Here is a 17,409-nt window from a genome sequence, read left to right as displayed (position 1 = left end):
CCGCGACGGTCAATGATCATCCTGTGTTAGCGAGTCCTGCATGTCTCAAGGTCGCCCTTACAAAGTTGCACTCAACGGTTACGGCCGCATTGGCCGCTGTGTCCTGCGCGCGCTGGTTGAGCGGGGGGCTGCTGCGAGCTTCGAGATCGTTGCCTTGAATGACCTGGCCGATCAGGCCAGCCTGGAATACCTGACACGCTTCGACTCCACCCATGGCCGCTTCCCCGGCGAGGTCAAGGTCGATGGCGATTGTCTGCATATCAACGGCGACTGCGTGCAGGTGTTGCGCAGTGCCACCCCGGAAGGCATCGACTGGGCCGCGCTGGAGGTTGACCTGGTGCTCGAATGCACCGGTGCCTACAACACCCGCGCCGATGGCCAGCGCTTTCTCGACGCCGGCGCGCCACGGGTACTGTTCTCGCAGCCGATGGCCAGCGAGGCCGACGTCGACGCCACCATCGTCTATGGCATCAACCAGGCTTGCCTGAGCGGTGCCGAGCAGTTGGTGTCGAATGCCTCCTGCACCACCAACTGCGGCGTGCCGCTGCTGCGCGTGCTGGATCAGGCGTTCGGCATCGAGTACGTGCAGATCACCACCATTCACTCGGCGATGAACGACCAGCCGGTGATCGACGCCTATCACCATGAAGACCTGCGCCGCACCCGCTCGGCGTTTCAGTCGGTGATCCCGGTGTCCACTGGTCTGGCGCGTGGCATCGAACGGCTGCTGCCGGAACTTGCCGGGCGAATTCAGGCCAAAGCGGTGCGTGTGCCCACTGTCAACGTGTCGTGCCTGGACATCACCCTGCAGACCGCCCGTGACACCACCGCTGCCGAGGTCAACCAGGTGCTGCGTGATGCAGCCCTGAGCGGCCCGCTGCGAGGGCTGCTGGCCTACACCGAGCTGCCGCACGCCAGCTGTGATTTCAACCATGACCCGCATTCGGCCATCGTCGATGCCAGCCAGACCCGCGTTTCCGGCCCCCGGCTGGTGAACCTGCTGGCCTGGTTCGACAACGAATGGGGGTTTGCCAACCGTATGCTCGACGTTGCTGATCATTTCCTGCACGTCGTCCACCAAACCCGCAGCAAACAGCCCTGAAGGACTGCATTCATGACCGTGTTGAAGATGACTGACCTCGACCTGCAAGGTAAGCGCGTACTGATTCGCGAAGACCTCAACGTGCCTGTCAAAGACGGTGCGGTTGCCAGCGATGCGCGTATCCTGGCGGCGCTGCCGACCATCAAGCTGGCCCTGGAAAAAGGCGCCGCGGTAATGGTCTGCTCGCACCTCGGTCGGCCAACCGAAGGCGAGTTTTCTGCCGAAAACAGCCTCAAGCCGGTGGCTGACTACCTGAGCAAGGCACTCGGCCGTGAAGTACCGCTGGTGGCCGATTACCTCGACGGCGTTGAAGTCGCCGCCGGTGAGCTGGTGCTGTTCGAGAACGTGCGCTTCAACAAGGGCGAGAAGAAAAACGCCGACGAGCTGGCGCAGCAGTACGCTGCCCTGTGCGACGTATTCGTGATGGATGCGTTCGGCACCGCCCACCGCGCCGAAGGCTCGACCCACGGCGTGGCCAAGTTCGCCAAGGTTGCCGCTGCCGGCCCGCTGCTGGCTGCTGAGCTGGACGCATTGGGCAAGGCCCTGAAAGCGCCTGCCAAGCCAATGGCTGCTATCGTTGCCGGCTCCAAGGTGTCGACCAAGCTCGATGTACTGAACAGCCTCAGCAGCGTCTGCGACCTGCTGATCGTCGGTGGCGGCATTGCCAACACCTTCCTCGCCGCCGCTGGCCACAAAGTCGGCAAGTCGCTGTACGAGCCAGACCTGGTCGACACCGCCAAGGCCATCGCCGCCAAGGTCAATGTGCCGCTGCCGGTCGACGTGGTAGTGGCCAAGGAGTTCGCCGAGAGCGCCGTGGCTACCGTCAAGCTGATCAGCGAGGTTGCCGACGACGACATGATCCTCGACATCGGCCCGCAAACTGCCGAGCAGTTCGCCGAGTTGCTGAAGTCGTCGAAGACCGTGCTGTGGAACGGCCCGGTCGGCGTGTTCGAGTTCGATCAGTTCGGTAACGGCACTAAAGTACTGGCCCAGGCCATTGCCAGCAGCGACGCGTTTTCCATCGCGGGCGGTGGTGACACCCTGGCGGCCATCGATAAATATGGCGTTGGCAGCGATATCTCCTACATTTCTACCGGTGGCGGCGCGTTCCTCGAGTTCGTCGAGGGCAAGGTTCTGCCTGCTGTGGAAATCCTGGAACAACGAGCCAAGGCCTGAGCATGAAGGCGCCTGGCGCAGGGAGCGAGCGGATGCTCAAGCAATTGCCGGTGATGATCGTGGCCTGTCTGTTGGGCGCCTGCTCCAGCGGGCCGGCTGCCGATGACGAGCCGTCGCAGGCGGTGCCGGGCGGCTGTTACCAGTCGCAGTGGCAGGCCGAGACGGTGCCGGTGATCAACAAGCGGCTGGGTCCGGACGGGCTGGAAAAGTACGACGACGAGCACCAACGCAAGGCGCCCGGTTGCCCGTGATGGGTTGGCGGGCAACCTAAACTGGGTTTTGTGGTCTTGGATTAGGGGCCGCTTCACGGCCTTCGCGGGTAAACCCGCTCCCACAGACGTGCACCGAACCTGTGGGAGCGGGTTTACCCGGGAAGGGCCGCATAGCGGACCCATAACGAGGGTTTCGGATGAAAGCGCTATTGGCCCTGATGGCCCTGGCGACCCTGGCAGGCTGCTCACTGCTGCAGCCGGCACCGGCTGCGCCGACAGACACCTGGACGCGCTGGGTCTGTGATACACAGACCGAAGTATCCTGGCGTTTCGCCGATGCCAGCCAGGATTCGGTCGATGTCCGCCTTGGCGGTAATGACCAGGTCTACCGGCTCAAGTCCGAGCCGGGCGCCTCTGGCGCGCTGTACAGCGATGGCGTTCTGGCCCTGCATCTGCGCGGCGAAGAAGGCCTGGTGTACTGGGTAGCAACCAACGATCTGATAGGGCGGGGCTGCAAGGCACCGTGATGGCCGGGTCGCTTCGGCGGCCCACATAACATGAACAGCAACCGCCCTATGGCAGGTTTGCACGAAACAACGACGCTTGTCGGGAGAGAGATACACAATGGCACTCATTAGCATGCGCCAGATGCTGGACCACGCCGCCGAGTTCGGTTACGGCGTTCCAGCTTTCAACGTAAACAACCTCGAGCAGATGCGCGCCATCATGGAAGCCGCCGACAAGACCGACTCTCCGGTCATCGTGCAGGCCTCGGCCGGTGCTCGCAAATACGCCGGTGCACCCTTCCTGCGCCACCTGATCCTGGCGGCAATCGAAGAGTTCCCACACATCCCGGTGTGCATGCACCAGGACCACGGTACCAGCCCTGACGTTTGCCAGCGCTCGATCCAGCTGGGCTTCAGCTCGGTGATGATGGACGGCTCGCTGGGCGAAGACGGCAAGACCCCAACCGACTACGACTACAACGTCCGCGTCACCCAGCAGACCGTCGCCATGGCCCACGCCTGCGGTGTTTCGGTAGAGGGCGAGCTGGGCTGCCTGGGTTCGCTGGAAACCGGCATGGCCGGTGAGGAAGACGGTATCGGCGCCGAAGGCGTGCTCGATCACAGCCAGATGCTGACCGATCCGGAAGAAGCCGCCGACTTCGTCAAGAAGACTCAGGTCGACGCCCTGGCCATCGCCATCGGCACCAGCCACGGCGCCTACAAGTTCACCAAGCCGCCTACCGGCGACGTGCTGGCAATCGACCGCATCAAGGAAATCCACAAGCGCATCCCCAATACCCACCTGGTGATGCACGGTTCTTCCTCGGTACCGCAAGAGTGGCTGGCGATCATCAACCAGTACGGCGGCGACATCAAAGAGACCTACGGCGTACCGGTTGAAGAAATCGTCGAAGGCATCAAGTACGGCGTGCGCAAGGTCAACATCGACACCGACCTGCGCCTGGCCTCGACCGGTGCCATGCGTCGTCTGATGGCGACCAACCCGAGCGAGTTCGACCCACGCAAGTTCTTCGGCGAAACCGTCAAGGCCATGCGTGACGTGTGCATCGCCCGTTACGAAGCCTTCGGCACCGCCGGCAATGCTTCGAAGATCAAACCGATCTCCCTCGAAGGCATGTATCAGCGTTACCTGAAAGGTGAGCTGGCTGCCAAGGTCAACTGATCAGGGCTGGATGCTTGAAAAAACCCGCAGCGATGCGGGTTTTTTAATGTCTGCGAGATGACCGTTAGTCGGTATGGGAAACTAAATTCGGTGATAGCGTTCTGATTCCATTGCACCCCGCCAACTGCGGTCTAGAGTAGACGGGTAGGAAGCAGTCGCTCTTACAAGAGAAGCAGCATGGATGAAGCTCAACCCACTGCAACGGACGGCAAGTCCGTCTTGCTGGTTGTCGACGATTACCCAGAGAACCTGATCAGCATGCGCGCCCTGCTGGCCCGTCAGGATTGGCAGGTATTGACTGCCTGTTCGGGCACCGAGGCGCTCGGCGCGCTGCTCCGCCATGAAGTCGACCTGGTTTTGCTCGACGTGCAGATGCCCGAGATGGACGGCTTTGAAGTCGCCCGCTTGATGCGCGGCAGCCAGCGCACTCGACTCACTCCAATCATTTTCCTGACTGCCAACGAGCAGTCGCAGGATGCCGTGCTCAAGGGCTACGCCGCCGGCGCCGTGGATTATCTGTTCAAGCCATTCGACCCGCAGATCCTCAAGCCCAAGGTGCAGGCCCTGCTCGAGCAGCAGCGCAACCGACGCATGCTGCAGCGCCTGACCCGCGAGCTTGAAGCGGCGCGGGCCTTCAATGCCTCGATCCTGGAAAACGCCGCCGAAGGCATCCTGGTGGTGGATGAGAGCGGCACCATCAGCTTTGCCAATCCGGCGATTTCAAGTCTGCTGGATACCCCGGTGCAGGTGCTCCAGGGCGCCCACGTGCTTGACCTGCTGCAACTGGCGACACCGAGCCTGTGGCGCGAGTCGGACTTCTTCAAGGCGTACCAGCAACGGCAGATCTTCCGCGTGCACGATGCGCAGTTGCGCACCGCCGACGGGCAACTGGTGCCAGTGGCGTTGTCCTGCGCGCCGCTGCCGAGCGAACAGCACGCCATGGTGATTACCCTGCTGGACATGTCAGTGGTGCGCAGCCTGCATCAGCAGCTGGAACAGCAGGCGGTCACCGACCCGCTCACCGGCCTGCTCAATCGGCGCGGCTTCTACCAGGCTGCCGAAGCTGCGCTGCTGCGCAACGAGCACTCGGAGAAGGTCCAGGCACTGATGTACATGGACCTCGATGGCTTCAAGCGGATCAATGATTCGCTCGGGCACGAGGCAGGCGACGAGATCCTGCACTGGGTCGCGTCTCAACTGAAGGATTGCCTGGGCAGCGAGGCGCTGCTGGCACGGATGGGCGGTGACGAATTCACGGCTTTGTTCGACGGCCTGCCGTATCCAGAGCTGGCCGGACGCTTCGCTGAGCGGGTGCTCGAACGCCTGTCGATCACCCACCAGGTAGACGGGGTGGATGTATCCCTGGGCGTTAGCATTGGTATCGCCACCTATCCCGACTGCGGCGGCACTTTCGAGGGCCTGTTGCGCGCGGCGGACACGGCGATGTACGCCGCCAAGCATGCTGGCCGTCAGCAATACCGGTTTTACGATCAGGAGCTGAACGGCCGTGCGCGGTCACGGCTGATGCTCGAAGACGGCGTGCGCAGCGCCATCGAGCAAAAGGACTTCAGCCTGGTGTTTCAACCGCAGGTGGCGTTTGCCGATGGCCAGCTGCGTGGCTTCGAGGCGCTGCTGCGCTGGCAGCACCCCAGCGTCGGTGATGTACCGCCGGGCTTGTTCATCCCGTTGCTGGAAGAGACCCGGCTGATCAGCCGCCTGGCCAGCTGGATCTACGATCAGGGTGCTGCCCAGCGCAAGGCTTGGCGCGCGGGCTTTGCCGATGACCTGGTACTGGGGATCAGTCTGAGCCGGGTCCAGTTCGCCATGCCAAATCTGGTCGATGAACTGCAGGCGGTGATCCAGGCGCACGGTTTGCGCCCGGCGCAGCTTGAGGTCGAGGTGGCGGAAACCTCGCTGATGTATAACGTCGACGCCGCCGTGAAGCAGCTCAACCGCCTGCGTGAGCTTGGCGTGCGAGTAGCGCTGGACGACTTCGGCGCCGGCGGCTGTTCGCTGCGGATGATCCGCGATCTGCCCATCGACACGCTCAAGCTTGACCGCCATCTGGTCGCGCGCCTGCCCGACTCGGCCAGCGATGCGGCGTTGGTGCGCAGCGTCATTGGCCTGTGCGCCGACTACGCGATCACGGTCATTGCCGAAGGCGTGGAAACCGAAGCCCAGGCGGCCTGGCTGAAGGCGCACGGCTGCTGTTATGTGCAGGGCTTTTTGGTGGCACGGCCGATGACCGCTGCCGATGCGAGCGACTTTCCATTGTTTTTCCACTGGCCCGGGCAATGATTGGCTAGAATCGCGTGTGCTTTTATCGACCGCTGTGCCATGACCGACCTACGTTACCTGCAAGCCTACCCACCGCAGCTGCAAGAGCAGGTGCGGCAGATGATCGCCAGCGACCGCCTGGGCGAGTACCTGCGCCAGCGCTATCCCGCCCGTCACCAGGTGCAGAATGACAAGGCGTTGTACGCCTACGCTCAGGAACTGAAGCAGAACTACCTGCGCAGTGCGCCGAACCTGGACAAGGTGCTGTTCGACAACCGCCTCGACCTGACCCACCGCGCTCTGGGTCTGAATACGGCTGTGTCGCGGGTACAGGGCGGCAAGCTCAAGGCCAAGAAAGAAATCCGCATCGCGGCCTTGTTCAAGGACGCCGCGCCAGAGTTTCTGCGCATGATCGTCGTGCATGAGCTGGCGCACCTGCGTGAGCGCGACCACAGCAAGGCGTTCTACCAGCTCTGCCAGCACATGGAGCCGGATTACCATCAACTGGAATTCGACCTGCGCGTTTACCTGACCTACCAGGAACTGCCCAATCAATCCTAAGGACCCCGAGCATGGAAGTGAGCAAGACCAAGAGCAGCTTCTACCGCCGCCTGTACGTCGCCTGGCTGATCGACAGCCAGACCGCCGCCAGCGTACCGGCCTTGACCGAAGCCACCGGCATGCCCCGGCGTACCGCTCAGGACACCATCGCTGCGCTGGCCGACCTCGACATCATCTGCGAATTCGAGCAGGAGAGCGGTGCCCGTAACCATGCCGGGCAGTACCGCATCCGCGACTGGGGTGCGATCGACAAGCAGTGGATCGGCGCGCATCTGGTGCACATCCGTCAGGTGCTGGGCTACCCCTGAATCATCTGCAGCGGGTCGCTCGCGGCCGCTGCACTTTCCCTGCCTGTCGCGCCTGGCTTAGCATGGCGCGCTTTACCCTCAGGAATGCTTGCGATGTCTGCACCCCGGCCGGCGCTCAGCCCCCGCTTCAGCAACTACGCCGCCATGGCCGATGGCGTCGCCACGCTGCTGTTTCCGCATGCTGAAGTGGTGGTGCATGACCTGCGCAGCCAGACCATCGTGCACATCGCCAACAATATCTCCAAGCGCCAGTTGGGCGACGACTCGGCGCTGCACGACTTGCCCGCCGACCTCAATGGCGCCACCCGCCTGGGTCCGTACGAAAAGCTCAACTGGGACGGCCAGAAAATTCGCTCGATCAGCAGTGTGATGCTCGATGACAACGGCCAGCCCGAAGCGCTGCTGTGCATCAACTTCAACGTATCGCTGCTGGAGCAGGCCAGGCAGGCGCTGGATGTGTTCTTCCAGGCCAGCCGCCTGCTGCCGCAACCTGAAGTGCTGTTTCGTGATGACTGGCAGGAGCGCATCAACACCTTCATGCACAGCTGGCTGGCCGAACGTAGCCAGAGCCTCAACACGCTGGAGCGCGAGCACAAGCGCGAGCTGATCGAGGCTCTGCATGGCGAAGGGGCGTTCCGCGGCAAGAGCGCTTATGACTATGTGGCCAACGTGCTGAACATGGGCCGGGCGACTGTCTACAAGTACGTGAAGCTCGCTCGCGAAAGCTGATCACCTGTCGACCTGCTCGCTGGTGCTTGCGTGCCGTGGAAATAAAATCTATCGTAGATTTAATTTCCATATGAGCGCGCTGCCTGGGTAGCGCTCTGTCACCGAGAGCATTACCGATGATCGACGACCAAGCACTGGGCTCCCTGCAGCAGGCCATCACTGAAGCACACACCGCGCTGCGCCCGCAGGTCGCGGTCACGCCGCTGACCTTGAGCAGCCGCCTGAGTGCTTTGAGCGGCTGTGAGGTTTACCTCAAGTGCGAGCACCTGCAGCACACCGGCTCGTTCAAATACCGCGGTGCCAGCAACAAGCTGCGCCTGCTTGACCCGGTCCAGCGCCAGCGTGGCGTCATCACCGCGTCCTCTGGCAACCACGGCCAGGGCCTTGCCTTGGCCGGCCAGGCACTGGGCGTGCCGGTCAGCGTCTACACCACCACGCAGGCCTCCAGCTATAAGCTGGAAGCAATGCGCGCACTGGGCGCCGAGGTCATCAGCCTTGATCTCGATCCGCTCGGCGCCGAACTGGAAGCCGGGCGCCAGGCGCAGTTGCAAGGCAAACCGTACGTGTCGCCGTACAACGACTACCAGATCATCGCCGGTCAGGGCACGGTCGGAATGGAACTGTTCGAGCAGCAGCCGGAGCTGGATGCGGTGTTCGTGGCTGTGGGCGGTGGTGGTCTGATTAGCGGCATTGCAGCGGCCCTGCATGGCCTGTCGGCGAAAACCCGCATCGTTGGTTGCTGGCCAGCCAACTCACCGGCCCTGCATGCCTCACTCGCAGCAGGGCGGATCATCGAGGTCGACGAGGAGGAGACTATCTCGGATGGCACCGCCGGCGGCGTCGAACCCGACAGCGTTACCCTCGGCCTGTGCCAACGGCTGTTGAGTCAGCGCGTGTTGGTCAGTGAGGCGCAGATCAAGGCTGCCATGCGTGAGGTCGCCGCCAGCGAGCGCTGGATCATCGAGGGCGCCGCAGGCGTGGCGATGGCCGGCATGCTGGCGCTGGCCGAGGAGTATCACGGCAAGAAAGTCGCAGTCGTGCTGTGCGGCCGCAACATCGTGCTGGAGAAATACCTCGAGGCTATCGCATGAAGGTCTACGAGCTGCCGGCGATCATGGCCGCGCTGGATGCCCATCAGGCCATGTGCGCCATCGAACTGGGCTTTGTCGCTTATTCCGCAGGCCGGGTGCAGGTGCCACCGGTGCAGGCATTCGGCTTCCCTCAGGCAAATGGCGACTGCTGTATCAAATCGGCCTATGTCGAGGGCAGTGAGACCTTCACGGTCAAGGTTTCCACTGGTTTCTACAGCAACCCGCAGCAGGGCTTGCCGAGCAACGACGGGCTGATGCTGGTGCTCAGTGCCAGCACCGGCCAGCCGTTGGCGCTGCTGGCGGATCAGGGTTGGTTAACCTGCATGCGCACCGCCCTGGCTGGGCGCATCGCGGCACGGTTGCTGGCGCCGAACCGGGTCGAAGCGATCGGCATCCTCGGCACCGGCATGCAGGCGCGCTTGCAGCTGGAGCAGTTGCTGGCAGTCACCGCCTGCCGCGAGGTGCTGGTGTGGGGTCGTAGTGACGCCGCGCGGTGCGACTACAGGGCGTTTGCCGAGGCGCTGGGCTGCACGGTGCGCTGTGTCGAGCAACCGCGGCTAGTGGCCGAGGCGGCCAACCTGCTGGTCTGCGCCACGCCTTCCCGCGAGCCGCTGCTGCAACGTGAATGGCTGCTGCCCGGCAGCCATATCACCGCGGTTGGTGCCGATGCACCAGGCAAGCAGGAACTGGCGGTGGAGCTGGTCGCCAGTGCTCAGCGGATCATTGTCGATTCGCGCCGCCAATGTAGCCAGTACGGCGAGGTGTCTCATGCGCTCAAGGCCGGTTTGATAGCCCCAAGCCAGCTGAGCGAACTCGGCGAGGTGCTGGCAGGGCACGCGACCGGGCGCGAACACGACGGGCAACTGACTCTCGCCGATCTGACCGGCGTTGCGGTGCAGGATGCGCAGATTGCCCGCTGCGTGCTGGAGGTGCTGCAACGCTGACCAATTGGGCCTCGCAACGAGGCCTGATTATTGCTTTGGCAAGTAATCTGCCGGCTTGGCCAAAATAGAGGCCATTTGACATCATTGTCCGCTGTCGGCAGTCCCGCGGATCTGTATTCTGCTCGGTATGACGGAGCACATGTTACCGTCATCCGCGGGAGCCCCCCATTGCCAAAAGGATTCGTGCATGCGGCCACTGCTGTGCCTTGCCGGGCTGTTGCTGGCGTTGCTGGCCTCGCCTGCAGCTGCAGAGCAAAAACTGCGTCTGGTTGCCGACAGCTGGCCGCCGTTCACCGACGCCAGCCTGCCCGGCGGTGGCCTAGCGACCAGCCTGGTGACCACGGCGCTGACGCGCGCAGGCTTTGCCAGTGAATACGAAGAAGTGCCCTGGGCGCGTGCGTTGAAAGGGTTGGGCGAAGGACGTTACGACGTGCTGGTCAACGCCTGGTACAACGAGTCGCGCACCCAGATCGGGCAGTTTTCCAGTGCCTTTTTGAGTAACCGCATTCGCCTGCTCAAGCGCCAGGGTGAGGCCTTCACTTATCAGCGCCAGGCTGACCTGTACCCCTACAGCATCGCCGTGGTGCGCGGTTATGCCTATTCGCCGAGCTTCGACGATGACAGCCGCCTGAGCAAGGTACAGGTGCGCAATTTCTCCTCAGCTGTGCGCATGCTGGCGGCCGGGCGGGTCAAGCTGGCAGTGGAAGACGAGTACGTCGCACGTTACAACCTGCAGCGCGAGCCGCAGCAGGTGCGTGACTCGGTCAGTTTTGTCGATCCGCCGCTGGGTGAGAACAGCCTGCACATTCTTGTCAGCTTGCAGCACCCGCAACATCGGCAGATCGTGCAGCGCTTCGAGCGCGCCATCGCGGCCATGAAAGCCGATGGCAGTTATCAGCGCCTGCTGCGCCAGCATGGCTTTTGAGCCCAGGCTCAGCTCGGCGCACCTTCCTTGATCAGGTGCGCGGCCATGGTCCGCAGTGGGCCGAGCTGGCGGCAGATCAAGGCCAGCTGCGTCTGCACCAGGCGCTGATGCTCATCCAGCTCTTCCGGCATCTGCTCGAGGGCATTGGCCAAGGCTTCTTCTTCATCACTGTGAATCGCCACCGGCAGGCGCGCGGCCAGGCCGTTGGCGATCTGCTCGAGGCTGTTGGCCAGGCTGACCCCGGCACCGTCGATCAGTTGCTCGTGGACCTCTGGCGGCAGCGCCGTATCGCGGTGCGCACCTAGTCCTGACAGGTAGCTGAGCAAGGTGTGCGAGAGCACCAGGAAGCGGAAACCGACATCGGCTTCCTTACGGAAGTGGCCAGGCTCCATCAGCATGTTGGCCAGAGTGGTCGACAGCGCTGCGTCAGCGTTGTGCGCATTGCGCCGGGCCAGGCGATAGGCGAGGTCGTCGCGCTTGCCGTACGCATACTGCTGCATGATCTGGCGCAGGTACTCGCTGGCGCAGGTCAAAGTATTGGCCAGCACCTTGTTCAGCCGCCGCCCCTGCCAGTCGGGCAGGAACAGGAACACCGCCAGAATGGCGATCAGGCTGCCGACCAGGGTATCGAACAGGCGCGGCAGGAACAGGCCGTAACCGTCGCCGATCTGGTTGAAGCAGAACAGCACCATCAGCGTGATTGCCGCCGTGGCCAGGGTATAGCGGGTGGTGCGGTTGACGAAGAACACCACCCCGGCAACCACCGCGAACAACGACTGCACCACCGGGTTGGGGAACAGATCGAACAACGCCCAGCCGACCGTCAGGCCGATCGCCGTGCCGAAAATCCGCTGCACCAGCTTGCGCCGCGTCGCGCCATAGTTGGGCTGGCAGACGAACAGCGTGGTGAGGATGATCCAGTAACCCTGGGTCGGGTGAATCAGATGCACCATGCCATAGCCGATTGATAGCGCCAGCGGCAGGCGCAAGGCATGGCGGAACAGCAGCGAAGTCGGCGTCAGCTGCGTGCGCAGGCGGCTCCAGACGTCCTTGAAGTTGCGCGGCGAGCGGTCCAGCAGGCTGCTGTCACTGGCATCGGCAAGGCCGTCCGGGTTGCTGGCGTCGGCGAGCAGGCGGTCCAGCGTGGCGAGGTTGCCGGCCAGCGCCCGCAGCGAGCGCAGCAGGCCGCGCCAGGCTGGGTTGCTCTGGATGCGCAGGTGTTCCAGGGAGGCGTGCAGGTCTTCCAGCGCCTCGGCAAAACCGCTGCCGTAGACGAACGGCTGGCGCATGCGGATCGATTCCGACAGCTGCTGGCAGGCCGAGCCTTGCTGGCGCAACAGGCGCTGGCAGCGGAACATCACGTCGCTGTGGAAAAACGCCTCGGCCAGGGCGTTGTACGGATAGTGCGAGGCACTCACGCGCTCGTGAATGTCCTGGGCCAGGAAATACAGCTTGAGGTAGCGGCTGACCTTGGAGTTGGGTTGGCTGTTGCCGACCCGGTGCAGGATGATCTCTTTGGCGGCGTTGAGGGCTGCGACCACCTTGCCGTTCTGCTGGGCCAGCTCCAGCCGTCGCGATTCCACTTCAAGGTTGCGAATTGGCTCGAACAGGTTGGCCTTGAGCTTGAGGTAGCGGCCCAGCTCGTAGAACAGCTTGGCCAGGCTCTGCTGCACCGGCTGATTGGAGAACAGCGCCTGCCACAGCACCGACAGCAGCCCATACCAGGCAGCGCCTGCCACCAGCAGCAACGGCTCGTGCCAGAAGTCGGTGACCTCACCGCCGCGCTGGTCGACGCCGATCATGGTGTACACCGAGAGGATCAAGGTCGCCGAGGCAATCGCGCCATAGCGCTCGCCCAAGGCGCCGAGCATGGTCAGGCAGAACGCCGCCAGGGCCAGGGCGAAGGCAAAGATCCAGGGGTAGGGGAACAGCAGCTCGACCGACAGCGCGGCGATGGCAAAACAGGCCAGGGTCACCAGCAGGGCGCTGAGGCGGCCCTGCCAGCCGTCGTCGGTCTCGGCCAGGGCGCTGGCGATGATCCCCAGAAACAGCGGGATCAACAGCTTCATTTCATCTTGATACCAACACAAGGCCATGCTGCCGGTGAGGGCGATGGTCACCCGGATGGCATAACTGAACTTGTCCTGGCCCCACAAACGACGCAGAGAATGACGAAACGAGCTCGATGACATAGTGGCCTGCTGGCAGTGATCGATGAGAACCTTTCAGGGCATTGCTGAAAGGATTCTACATTACACGAACTGCGCCGCGGCGTTGGCGGAAGCCCAGGCCCACTGGAAATTAAATCCGCCGAGATGGCCGCTGACATCGAGCACTTCACCGATGAAATACAGCCCAGGGCTTTTCAGCGATTCCATGGTCTTGGACGACACTTCGCGGGTGTCGACGCCGCCCAGGGTGACCTCGGCCGTGCGATAACCTTCGGTGCCGGCCGGCACCACCTGCCAGCAGGCCAGCTTGTCAGCGATCTGTGCCAGCTCGGCCGGGGTGTACTGCTTCATCGGCTTGGATTCGAACCACTGCTCGGCCAGCAGGTTTGCCAGCTTGCGCGTGAACACCTCGCCGAGCACGGTCTTCAGCTCGCTGTTGGCGCGCTCGATTTGCTGGCTTTGCAGCCAGTCCAGCGCGTCACGGTCAGGCAGCAGGTTGATCTCGACGCTGTCGCCGGCCTCCCAGAACGAAGAAATCTGCAGAATCGCCGGGCCACTCAAGCCGCGGTGAGTAAACAGCAGGTTCTCGCGGAAGCTGCTGCCGTTGCAGCTGGCGGTGCAGTCCAGCGAGGTGCCCGAAAGCTCGGTGCACATGGCCTTGAGCTGCGGCTCGGTGATGGTGAACGGCACCAGCCCGGCACGGGTTGGCAGCAAGGTGTGGCCGAACTGGCGCGCCACCTGGTAGCCGAAGCCGCTGGCGCCCAGCGTCGGGATCGACAACCCGCCGGTGGCGATCACCAGCGACTGGCAGGCGAACGGGCCGGCGCTGGTCTGCAGCCGATAACCCTCGGCGGTTTTCTCGATGGTCTCGATGCTGGTGTCCATGCGCAGGTCCACCCCGGCAGCGTCGCATTCAGCCAGCAGCAAATCGAGGATGTCGCTGGACTTGTTGTCGCAGAACAGCTGACCGAGCTTCTTCTCGTGATACGGCACCTGGTGCTTAGCCACCAGTTCGATGAAGTCCCACTGGGTATAGCGGGCCAGCGCCGATTTGCAGAAGTGCGGGTTGTTCGAGAGGAAGTTGCTCGGCTCGGTGTACATGTTGGTGAAGTTGCAACGCCCGCCACCCGACATGAGGATCTTCTTGCCCGGTTTGTTGGCATGGTCGAGCAGCAGCACGCGGCGGCCACGGTTGGCGCTGAGCTGAGCGCACATCAGGCCGGCGGCGCCAGCGCCGAGGATGATCACGTCGGTGGAGTGCACGGGAGTTACCTGGAATCAGTTGAACAGAAGGTGAGGCCAACCCTGCGCCGTCGGCACAGGGTTGCTGCAGCTATCAGAGGATCCGCACTCTCAGCGCGCGGCCCTTGATCTTGCCGCTGTTGAGGCGCTGCACGGCCTGCTTGGCCAATGCTCGCTCGACCGCAACCAAGGCCTGGAAGTCGAAGATGGCGATCTTGCCGACCTGCTTGCCAGGGATGCCGGCGTCGCCGGTCAGTGCACCGAGGATGTCACCCGGGCGCAGCTTGTCTTTACGCCCGGCGCCGATGCAAAGAGTGACCATTACCGGCAGCAGCGGCTCGCCGCCCTGGCTCTTGAGGTTGTCCAGCTGTTCCCAGCGCAGGGGGCGCTTCTGTTGCTGCTCGATGGCCTGGGCGCGATGGCCTTCGGCGGGAGCGACCAGGCTGACGGCGACGCCCTTTTCGCCAGCACGGCCGGTACGGCCGACTCGGTGTACGTGGATTTCGGCATCACGCGCCAGTTCGACGTTGATGACCATGTCCAGGCCGTCGATATCCAGGCCGCGCGCGGCAACGTCGGTGGCAACCAGCACCGAGATGCTACGGTTGGCGAACATCGCCAGCACCTGGTCGCGGTCACGCTGCTCCAGATCGCCATGCAGCGCCTGGGCAACGATGCCTTTGGCGGTCAGGTGGTTGACCACTTCGTCGCACTGCTGCTTGGTGAAGCAGAACGCCACGCACGATTCAGGGCGGTAGTGCGCGAGCACGCGGGTCAGCGCTTCAAGGCGCTGCTGCGGGTCGATCTCGATGAAGCTCTGCTCGATCTGGGTTTCGCTGTGCAGCGCGTCGACCTTGACCTGCTGCGGCTTGCGCATGAAGTCAGCAGCCAGTTGCTCGATGCCGCTCGGGTAGGTGGCCGAGAACAGCAAGGTCTGCCGGCGCGACGGGGTCTTGCCGATGATCGCGGCAATGGCGTCGAAGAAGCCCATGTCGAGCATGCGGTCGGCTTCGTCGAGCACCAGCGTGTTGAGCCCGTCGAGGACCAGCGTGCCCTTGTCCAGATGCTGCTGAACCCGGCCCGGAGTGCCAACGATGATGTGCGCGCCGTGCTCCAGCGAGGCGATCTGCGGGCCGAGCGAAACCCCACCGCAGAGGGTCAGGATCTTGATGTTGTCTTCCGCCCGGGCCAGCCGGCGCAGTTCTTTGGCCACCTGGTCAGCCAGCTCGCGGGTCGGGCACAGGACCAGTGCCTGGCAGCCGAAGTAGCGCGGGTTGAGCGGATTGAGCAAGCCGATGCCAAAGGCGGCAGTCTTGCCGCTGCCGGTCTTGGCCTGGGCGATCAGGTCCTGGCCACGCAGGATCACCGGCAGGCTCTGGGCCTGGATCGGGGTCATCGCGGCATAGCCGAGCGCCTCCAGGTTGGCCAGCATGGCGGCAGACAAGGGCAAAGAGGCAAATGCGGTGGATTCGGTGGTCACGAGGCGGGCCTGGGTAGCAAAGCGAAAAATGCCCGATAGTCTACCAGCCTCGTGGCCATTCCCCCTAAGGTTCGATCTCGGCTTCCGGACGACGGGCACGCCTGCCGTCGCTTGGCGCCAGTTGCAGGAAGATCGCCGCTGCCAGCATCGACATCAGGCCGATGGTGAAGAAGGTCAGCTGGAAGGCCCCCAGCACGCTCTCAACGCCATCGCCGTTACCAGCCGCGGTGAAGCCGCCGAGCAGGGCACCGGCACAGGCCACGCCCAGGCTCAAGGCCAGTTGCGCAACCACCGAAAGCAAGCCGTTGCCGCTGCTGGCGCTGGCATCGTCGAGATCGATCAGGGTCACCGTGTTCATCGCGGTGAACTGCAGCGAGTTGACTGCACCGAGCAACGACAGCTGCACCAGCAACAAAGCATACGGCGTCTGCTCATCGACCAGGCCCAGGCTCGCCAGGAGGATGCCCAGCAGCACGGTATTGCCGGTGAGGATGATGCGGTAGCCGAGCCGCTCGATCAGCGGCCGTGCTACCGACTTGGCAACCATCGCCGCTGCTGCCAGAGGGATCATGCTCATGCCGGCCTGGGACGGCGAATAGCCCAGGGCGATCTGCAGCAGCAGCGGCACCAGAAAGGGCAGGGCACCGCTGCCCAGACGGGCGAACAGGTTGCCGAGAATACCGATGGCGAAGGTGCGCACGCGGAACAGGCTGGGCGAGAACAGCGGCTCGGGATCGCGCCCGGCGCGCAGCCAGTAGGCCGCCAGGCATGCCATGCCGGCAAACAGCAGCAACATCACCCGCAGGTGCGGCATGTGCAGCTCGCCCAGGCCTTCCATGGCAATGGTGATCAGCACCATCGCTGCACCAAACAGAAGGAACCCTGGCGTATCGAAGGTCGTGCGCTCGCTGCCGCGCAGGTCGGGGATGAACTTCCATACCGCCCAACAGCCCAGCGCACCCACCGGCAGGTTGAGCAAGAAGATCCAGTGCCAACTGAGGATTTCTACCAGCCAGCCACCGACGGTCGGCCCCAGCAGCGGGCCGAGCAGGCCAGGGATGGTGATGAAGCTCATGATCCGCACCAGCTCTGAACGCGGGTAGGCGCGCAGCACCACGAGCCGCCCGACCGGCAGCATCAAGGCGCCGCCCAGGCCCTGAATGATCCGCGCCCCGATGAGGAAACCGAGGCTGTTGGCCAGGGCGCACAGCAGTGAGCCAAAGCTGAACAAGAGGATCGCGCTGAAGAAGATCCGCTTGGTGCCAAAGCGGTCGGAGATCCAGCCCGAGGCCGGGATCAGCAAGGCCACGGTGAGCATGTAGGCGATGATCACCCCTTGCATGCGCAGCGGGTCTTCTTCGAGCGAGCGCGCCATCGCCGGCAGCGCGGTGTTGAGGATGGTGCCGTCGAGTGACTGCATGAAAAAGGCAATCGCCACCACCCACGGGATCCAGCGGGCGGTGACAGGGTCAAGCGGTGCGCGATCGGTCATGGCGGCCTCA

At 63.5% G+C, this 17,409-nt stretch carries 16 protein-coding genes; 12 read left to right on the top strand and 4 right to left on the bottom strand.

The window, feature by feature from the left end; genetic code table 11:
* The first annotated feature begins 40 nt into the window (after window positions 1-40).
* The 12 genes from epd (at window position 41) to M2396_RS09715 (ending at window position 11,014) form a co-directional block, all read left to right on the top strand.
* Window positions 41-1,102 (top strand): erythrose-4-phosphate dehydrogenase, encoded by a 1,062-nt coding sequence (gene epd / locus M2396_RS09770; protein WP_101315782.1) that lies wholly within the window; start codon window positions 41-43, stop codon window positions 1,100-1,102.
* 12 nt (window positions 1,103-1,114) lie between these two features.
* Window positions 1,115-2,278, top strand: a complete 1,164-nt coding sequence (locus M2396_RS09765) for a phosphoglycerate kinase (protein ID WP_150571185.1) — start codon at window positions 1,115-1,117, stop codon at window positions 2,276-2,278.
* Between the two features lie 32 nt (window positions 2,279-2,310).
* A complete protein-coding gene (locus tag M2396_RS09760; protein WP_101315786.1) occupies window positions 2,311-2,529 on the top strand; it encodes a hypothetical protein in 219 nt (72 codons plus the stop codon).
* A gap of 158 nt (window positions 2,530-2,687) precedes the next feature.
* Window positions 2,688-3,017: an MliC family protein gene (locus tag M2396_RS09755; protein WP_101315788.1), complete on the top strand. Its 330-nt coding sequence runs from the start codon at window positions 2,688-2,690 to the stop codon at window positions 3,015-3,017.
* A 97-nt stretch (window positions 3,018-3,114) separates the two neighbouring features.
* Entirely contained in the window at window positions 3,115-4,179 is a 1,065-nt protein-coding gene (gene fba, locus M2396_RS09750) for a class II fructose-bisphosphate aldolase (protein ID WP_101315791.1), read from the top strand.
* Between the two features lie 177 nt (window positions 4,180-4,356).
* A complete protein-coding gene (locus M2396_RS09745; RefSeq protein WP_259074473.1) occupies window positions 4,357-6,477 on the top strand; it encodes a bifunctional diguanylate cyclase/phosphodiesterase in 2,121 nt (706 codons plus the stop codon).
* 39 nt (window positions 6,478-6,516) lie between these two features.
* Window positions 6,517-7,017: a M48 family metallopeptidase gene (locus M2396_RS09740; protein WP_150573377.1), complete on the top strand. Its 501-nt coding sequence runs from the start codon at window positions 6,517-6,519 to the stop codon at window positions 7,015-7,017.
* An 11-nt stretch (window positions 7,018-7,028) separates the two neighbouring features.
* A complete protein-coding gene (locus M2396_RS09735; RefSeq protein ID WP_188035198.1) occupies window positions 7,029-7,325 on the top strand; it encodes a helix-turn-helix domain-containing protein in 297 nt (98 codons plus the stop codon).
* A 93-nt stretch (window positions 7,326-7,418) separates the two neighbouring features.
* A complete protein-coding gene (locus M2396_RS09730) occupies window positions 7,419-8,054 on the top strand; it encodes a transcriptional regulator (protein WP_103435802.1) in 636 nt (211 codons plus the stop codon).
* Window positions 8,055-8,170: 116 nt separating this feature from the next.
* Complete coding sequence (locus tag M2396_RS09725) at window positions 8,171-9,145, top strand: threonine/serine dehydratase (protein ID WP_259074467.1); 975 nt, start codon at window positions 8,171-8,173, stop codon at window positions 9,143-9,145.
* Entirely contained in the window at window positions 9,142-10,089 is a 948-nt protein-coding gene (locus M2396_RS09720; protein WP_220632958.1) for an ornithine cyclodeaminase family protein, read from the top strand. The genes M2396_RS09725 and M2396_RS09720 overlap by 4 nt, the downstream gene beginning before the upstream one ends.
* A gap of 187 nt (window positions 10,090-10,276) precedes the next feature.
* The gene (locus M2396_RS09715) at window positions 10,277-11,014 is read left to right on the top strand and encodes an ABC transporter substrate-binding protein (RefSeq protein ID WP_101315806.1); all 738 of its coding nucleotides are present in this window, start codon (window positions 10,277-10,279) and stop codon (window positions 11,012-11,014) included.
* Between the two features lie 8 nt (window positions 11,015-11,022).
* Here the strand turns inward: M2396_RS09715 and yccS are convergent, their stop codons facing one another.
* From yccS to mdtD, 4 genes are all read right to left on the bottom strand, one after another.
* Window positions 11,023-13,206 (bottom strand): YccS family putative transporter, encoded by a 2,184-nt coding sequence (gene yccS, locus M2396_RS09710; protein WP_259074463.1) that lies wholly within the window; start codon window positions 13,204-13,206, stop codon window positions 11,023-11,025.
* A gap of 60 nt (window positions 13,207-13,266) precedes the next feature.
* Window positions 13,267-14,448, bottom strand: a complete 1,182-nt coding sequence (locus M2396_RS09705) for an NAD(P)/FAD-dependent oxidoreductase (RefSeq protein WP_150571089.1) — start codon at window positions 14,446-14,448, stop codon at window positions 13,267-13,269.
* 73 nt (window positions 14,449-14,521) lie between these two features.
* Window positions 14,522-15,907, bottom strand: coding sequence for an ATP-dependent RNA helicase DbpA (dbpA, locus tag M2396_RS09700; protein ID WP_101315812.1), 1,386 nt, complete (start codon window positions 15,905-15,907; stop codon window positions 14,522-14,524).
* Window positions 15,908-15,971: 64 nt separating this feature from the next.
* Window positions 15,972-17,399, bottom strand: a complete 1,428-nt coding sequence (gene mdtD, locus M2396_RS09695) for a multidrug transporter subunit MdtD (RefSeq protein WP_101315814.1) — start codon at window positions 17,397-17,399, stop codon at window positions 15,972-15,974.
* Between the last annotated feature and the right edge of the window lie 10 nt (window positions 17,400-17,409).

Source organism: Pseudomonas sp. BIGb0278 (genome assembly GCF_024809895.1).
GTDB lineage: Bacteria > Pseudomonadota > Gammaproteobacteria > Pseudomonadales > Pseudomonadaceae > Aquipseudomonas > Aquipseudomonas shirazensis.
This window is presented reverse-complemented; position numbering and strand designations above follow the sequence as displayed.

Bases quoted from the DNA above. Each gene is read 5' to 3' on its own strand.
- epd (WP_101315782.1), top strand. From the start codon at position 41: ATGTCTCAAGGTCGCCCTTACAAAGTTGCACTCAACGGTTACGGCCGC.
- M2396_RS09765 (WP_150571185.1), top strand. From the start codon at position 1,115: ATGACCGTGTTGAAGATGACTGACCTCGACCTGCAAGGTAAGCGCGTA.
- M2396_RS09760 (WP_101315786.1), top strand. From the start codon at position 2,311: ATGCTCAAGCAATTGCCGGTGATGATCGTGGCCTGTCTGTTGGGCGCC.
- M2396_RS09755 (WP_101315788.1), top strand. From the start codon at position 2,688: ATGAAAGCGCTATTGGCCCTGATGGCCCTGGCGACCCTGGCAGGCTGC.
- fba (WP_101315791.1), top strand. From the start codon at position 3,115: ATGGCACTCATTAGCATGCGCCAGATGCTGGACCACGCCGCCGAGTTC.
- M2396_RS09745 (WP_259074473.1), top strand. From the start codon at position 4,357: ATGGATGAAGCTCAACCCACTGCAACGGACGGCAAGTCCGTCTTGCTG.
- M2396_RS09740 (WP_150573377.1), top strand. From the start codon at position 6,517: ATGACCGACCTACGTTACCTGCAAGCCTACCCACCGCAGCTGCAAGAG.
- M2396_RS09735 (WP_188035198.1), top strand. From the start codon at position 7,029: ATGGAAGTGAGCAAGACCAAGAGCAGCTTCTACCGCCGCCTGTACGTC.
- M2396_RS09730 (WP_103435802.1), top strand. From the start codon at position 7,419: ATGTCTGCACCCCGGCCGGCGCTCAGCCCCCGCTTCAGCAACTACGCC.
- M2396_RS09725 (WP_259074467.1), top strand. From the start codon at position 8,171: ATGATCGACGACCAAGCACTGGGCTCCCTGCAGCAGGCCATCACTGAA.
- M2396_RS09720 (WP_220632958.1), top strand. From the start codon at position 9,142: ATGAAGGTCTACGAGCTGCCGGCGATCATGGCCGCGCTGGATGCCCAT.
- M2396_RS09715 (WP_101315806.1), top strand. From the start codon at position 10,277: ATGCGGCCACTGCTGTGCCTTGCCGGGCTGTTGCTGGCGTTGCTGGCC.
- yccS (WP_259074463.1), bottom strand. From the start codon at position 13,206: ATGTCATCGAGCTCGTTTCGTCATTCTCTGCGTCGTTTGTGGGGCCAG.
- mdtD (WP_101315814.1), bottom strand. From the start codon at position 17,399: ATGACCGATCGCGCACCGCTTGACCCTGTCACCGCCCGCTGGATCCCG.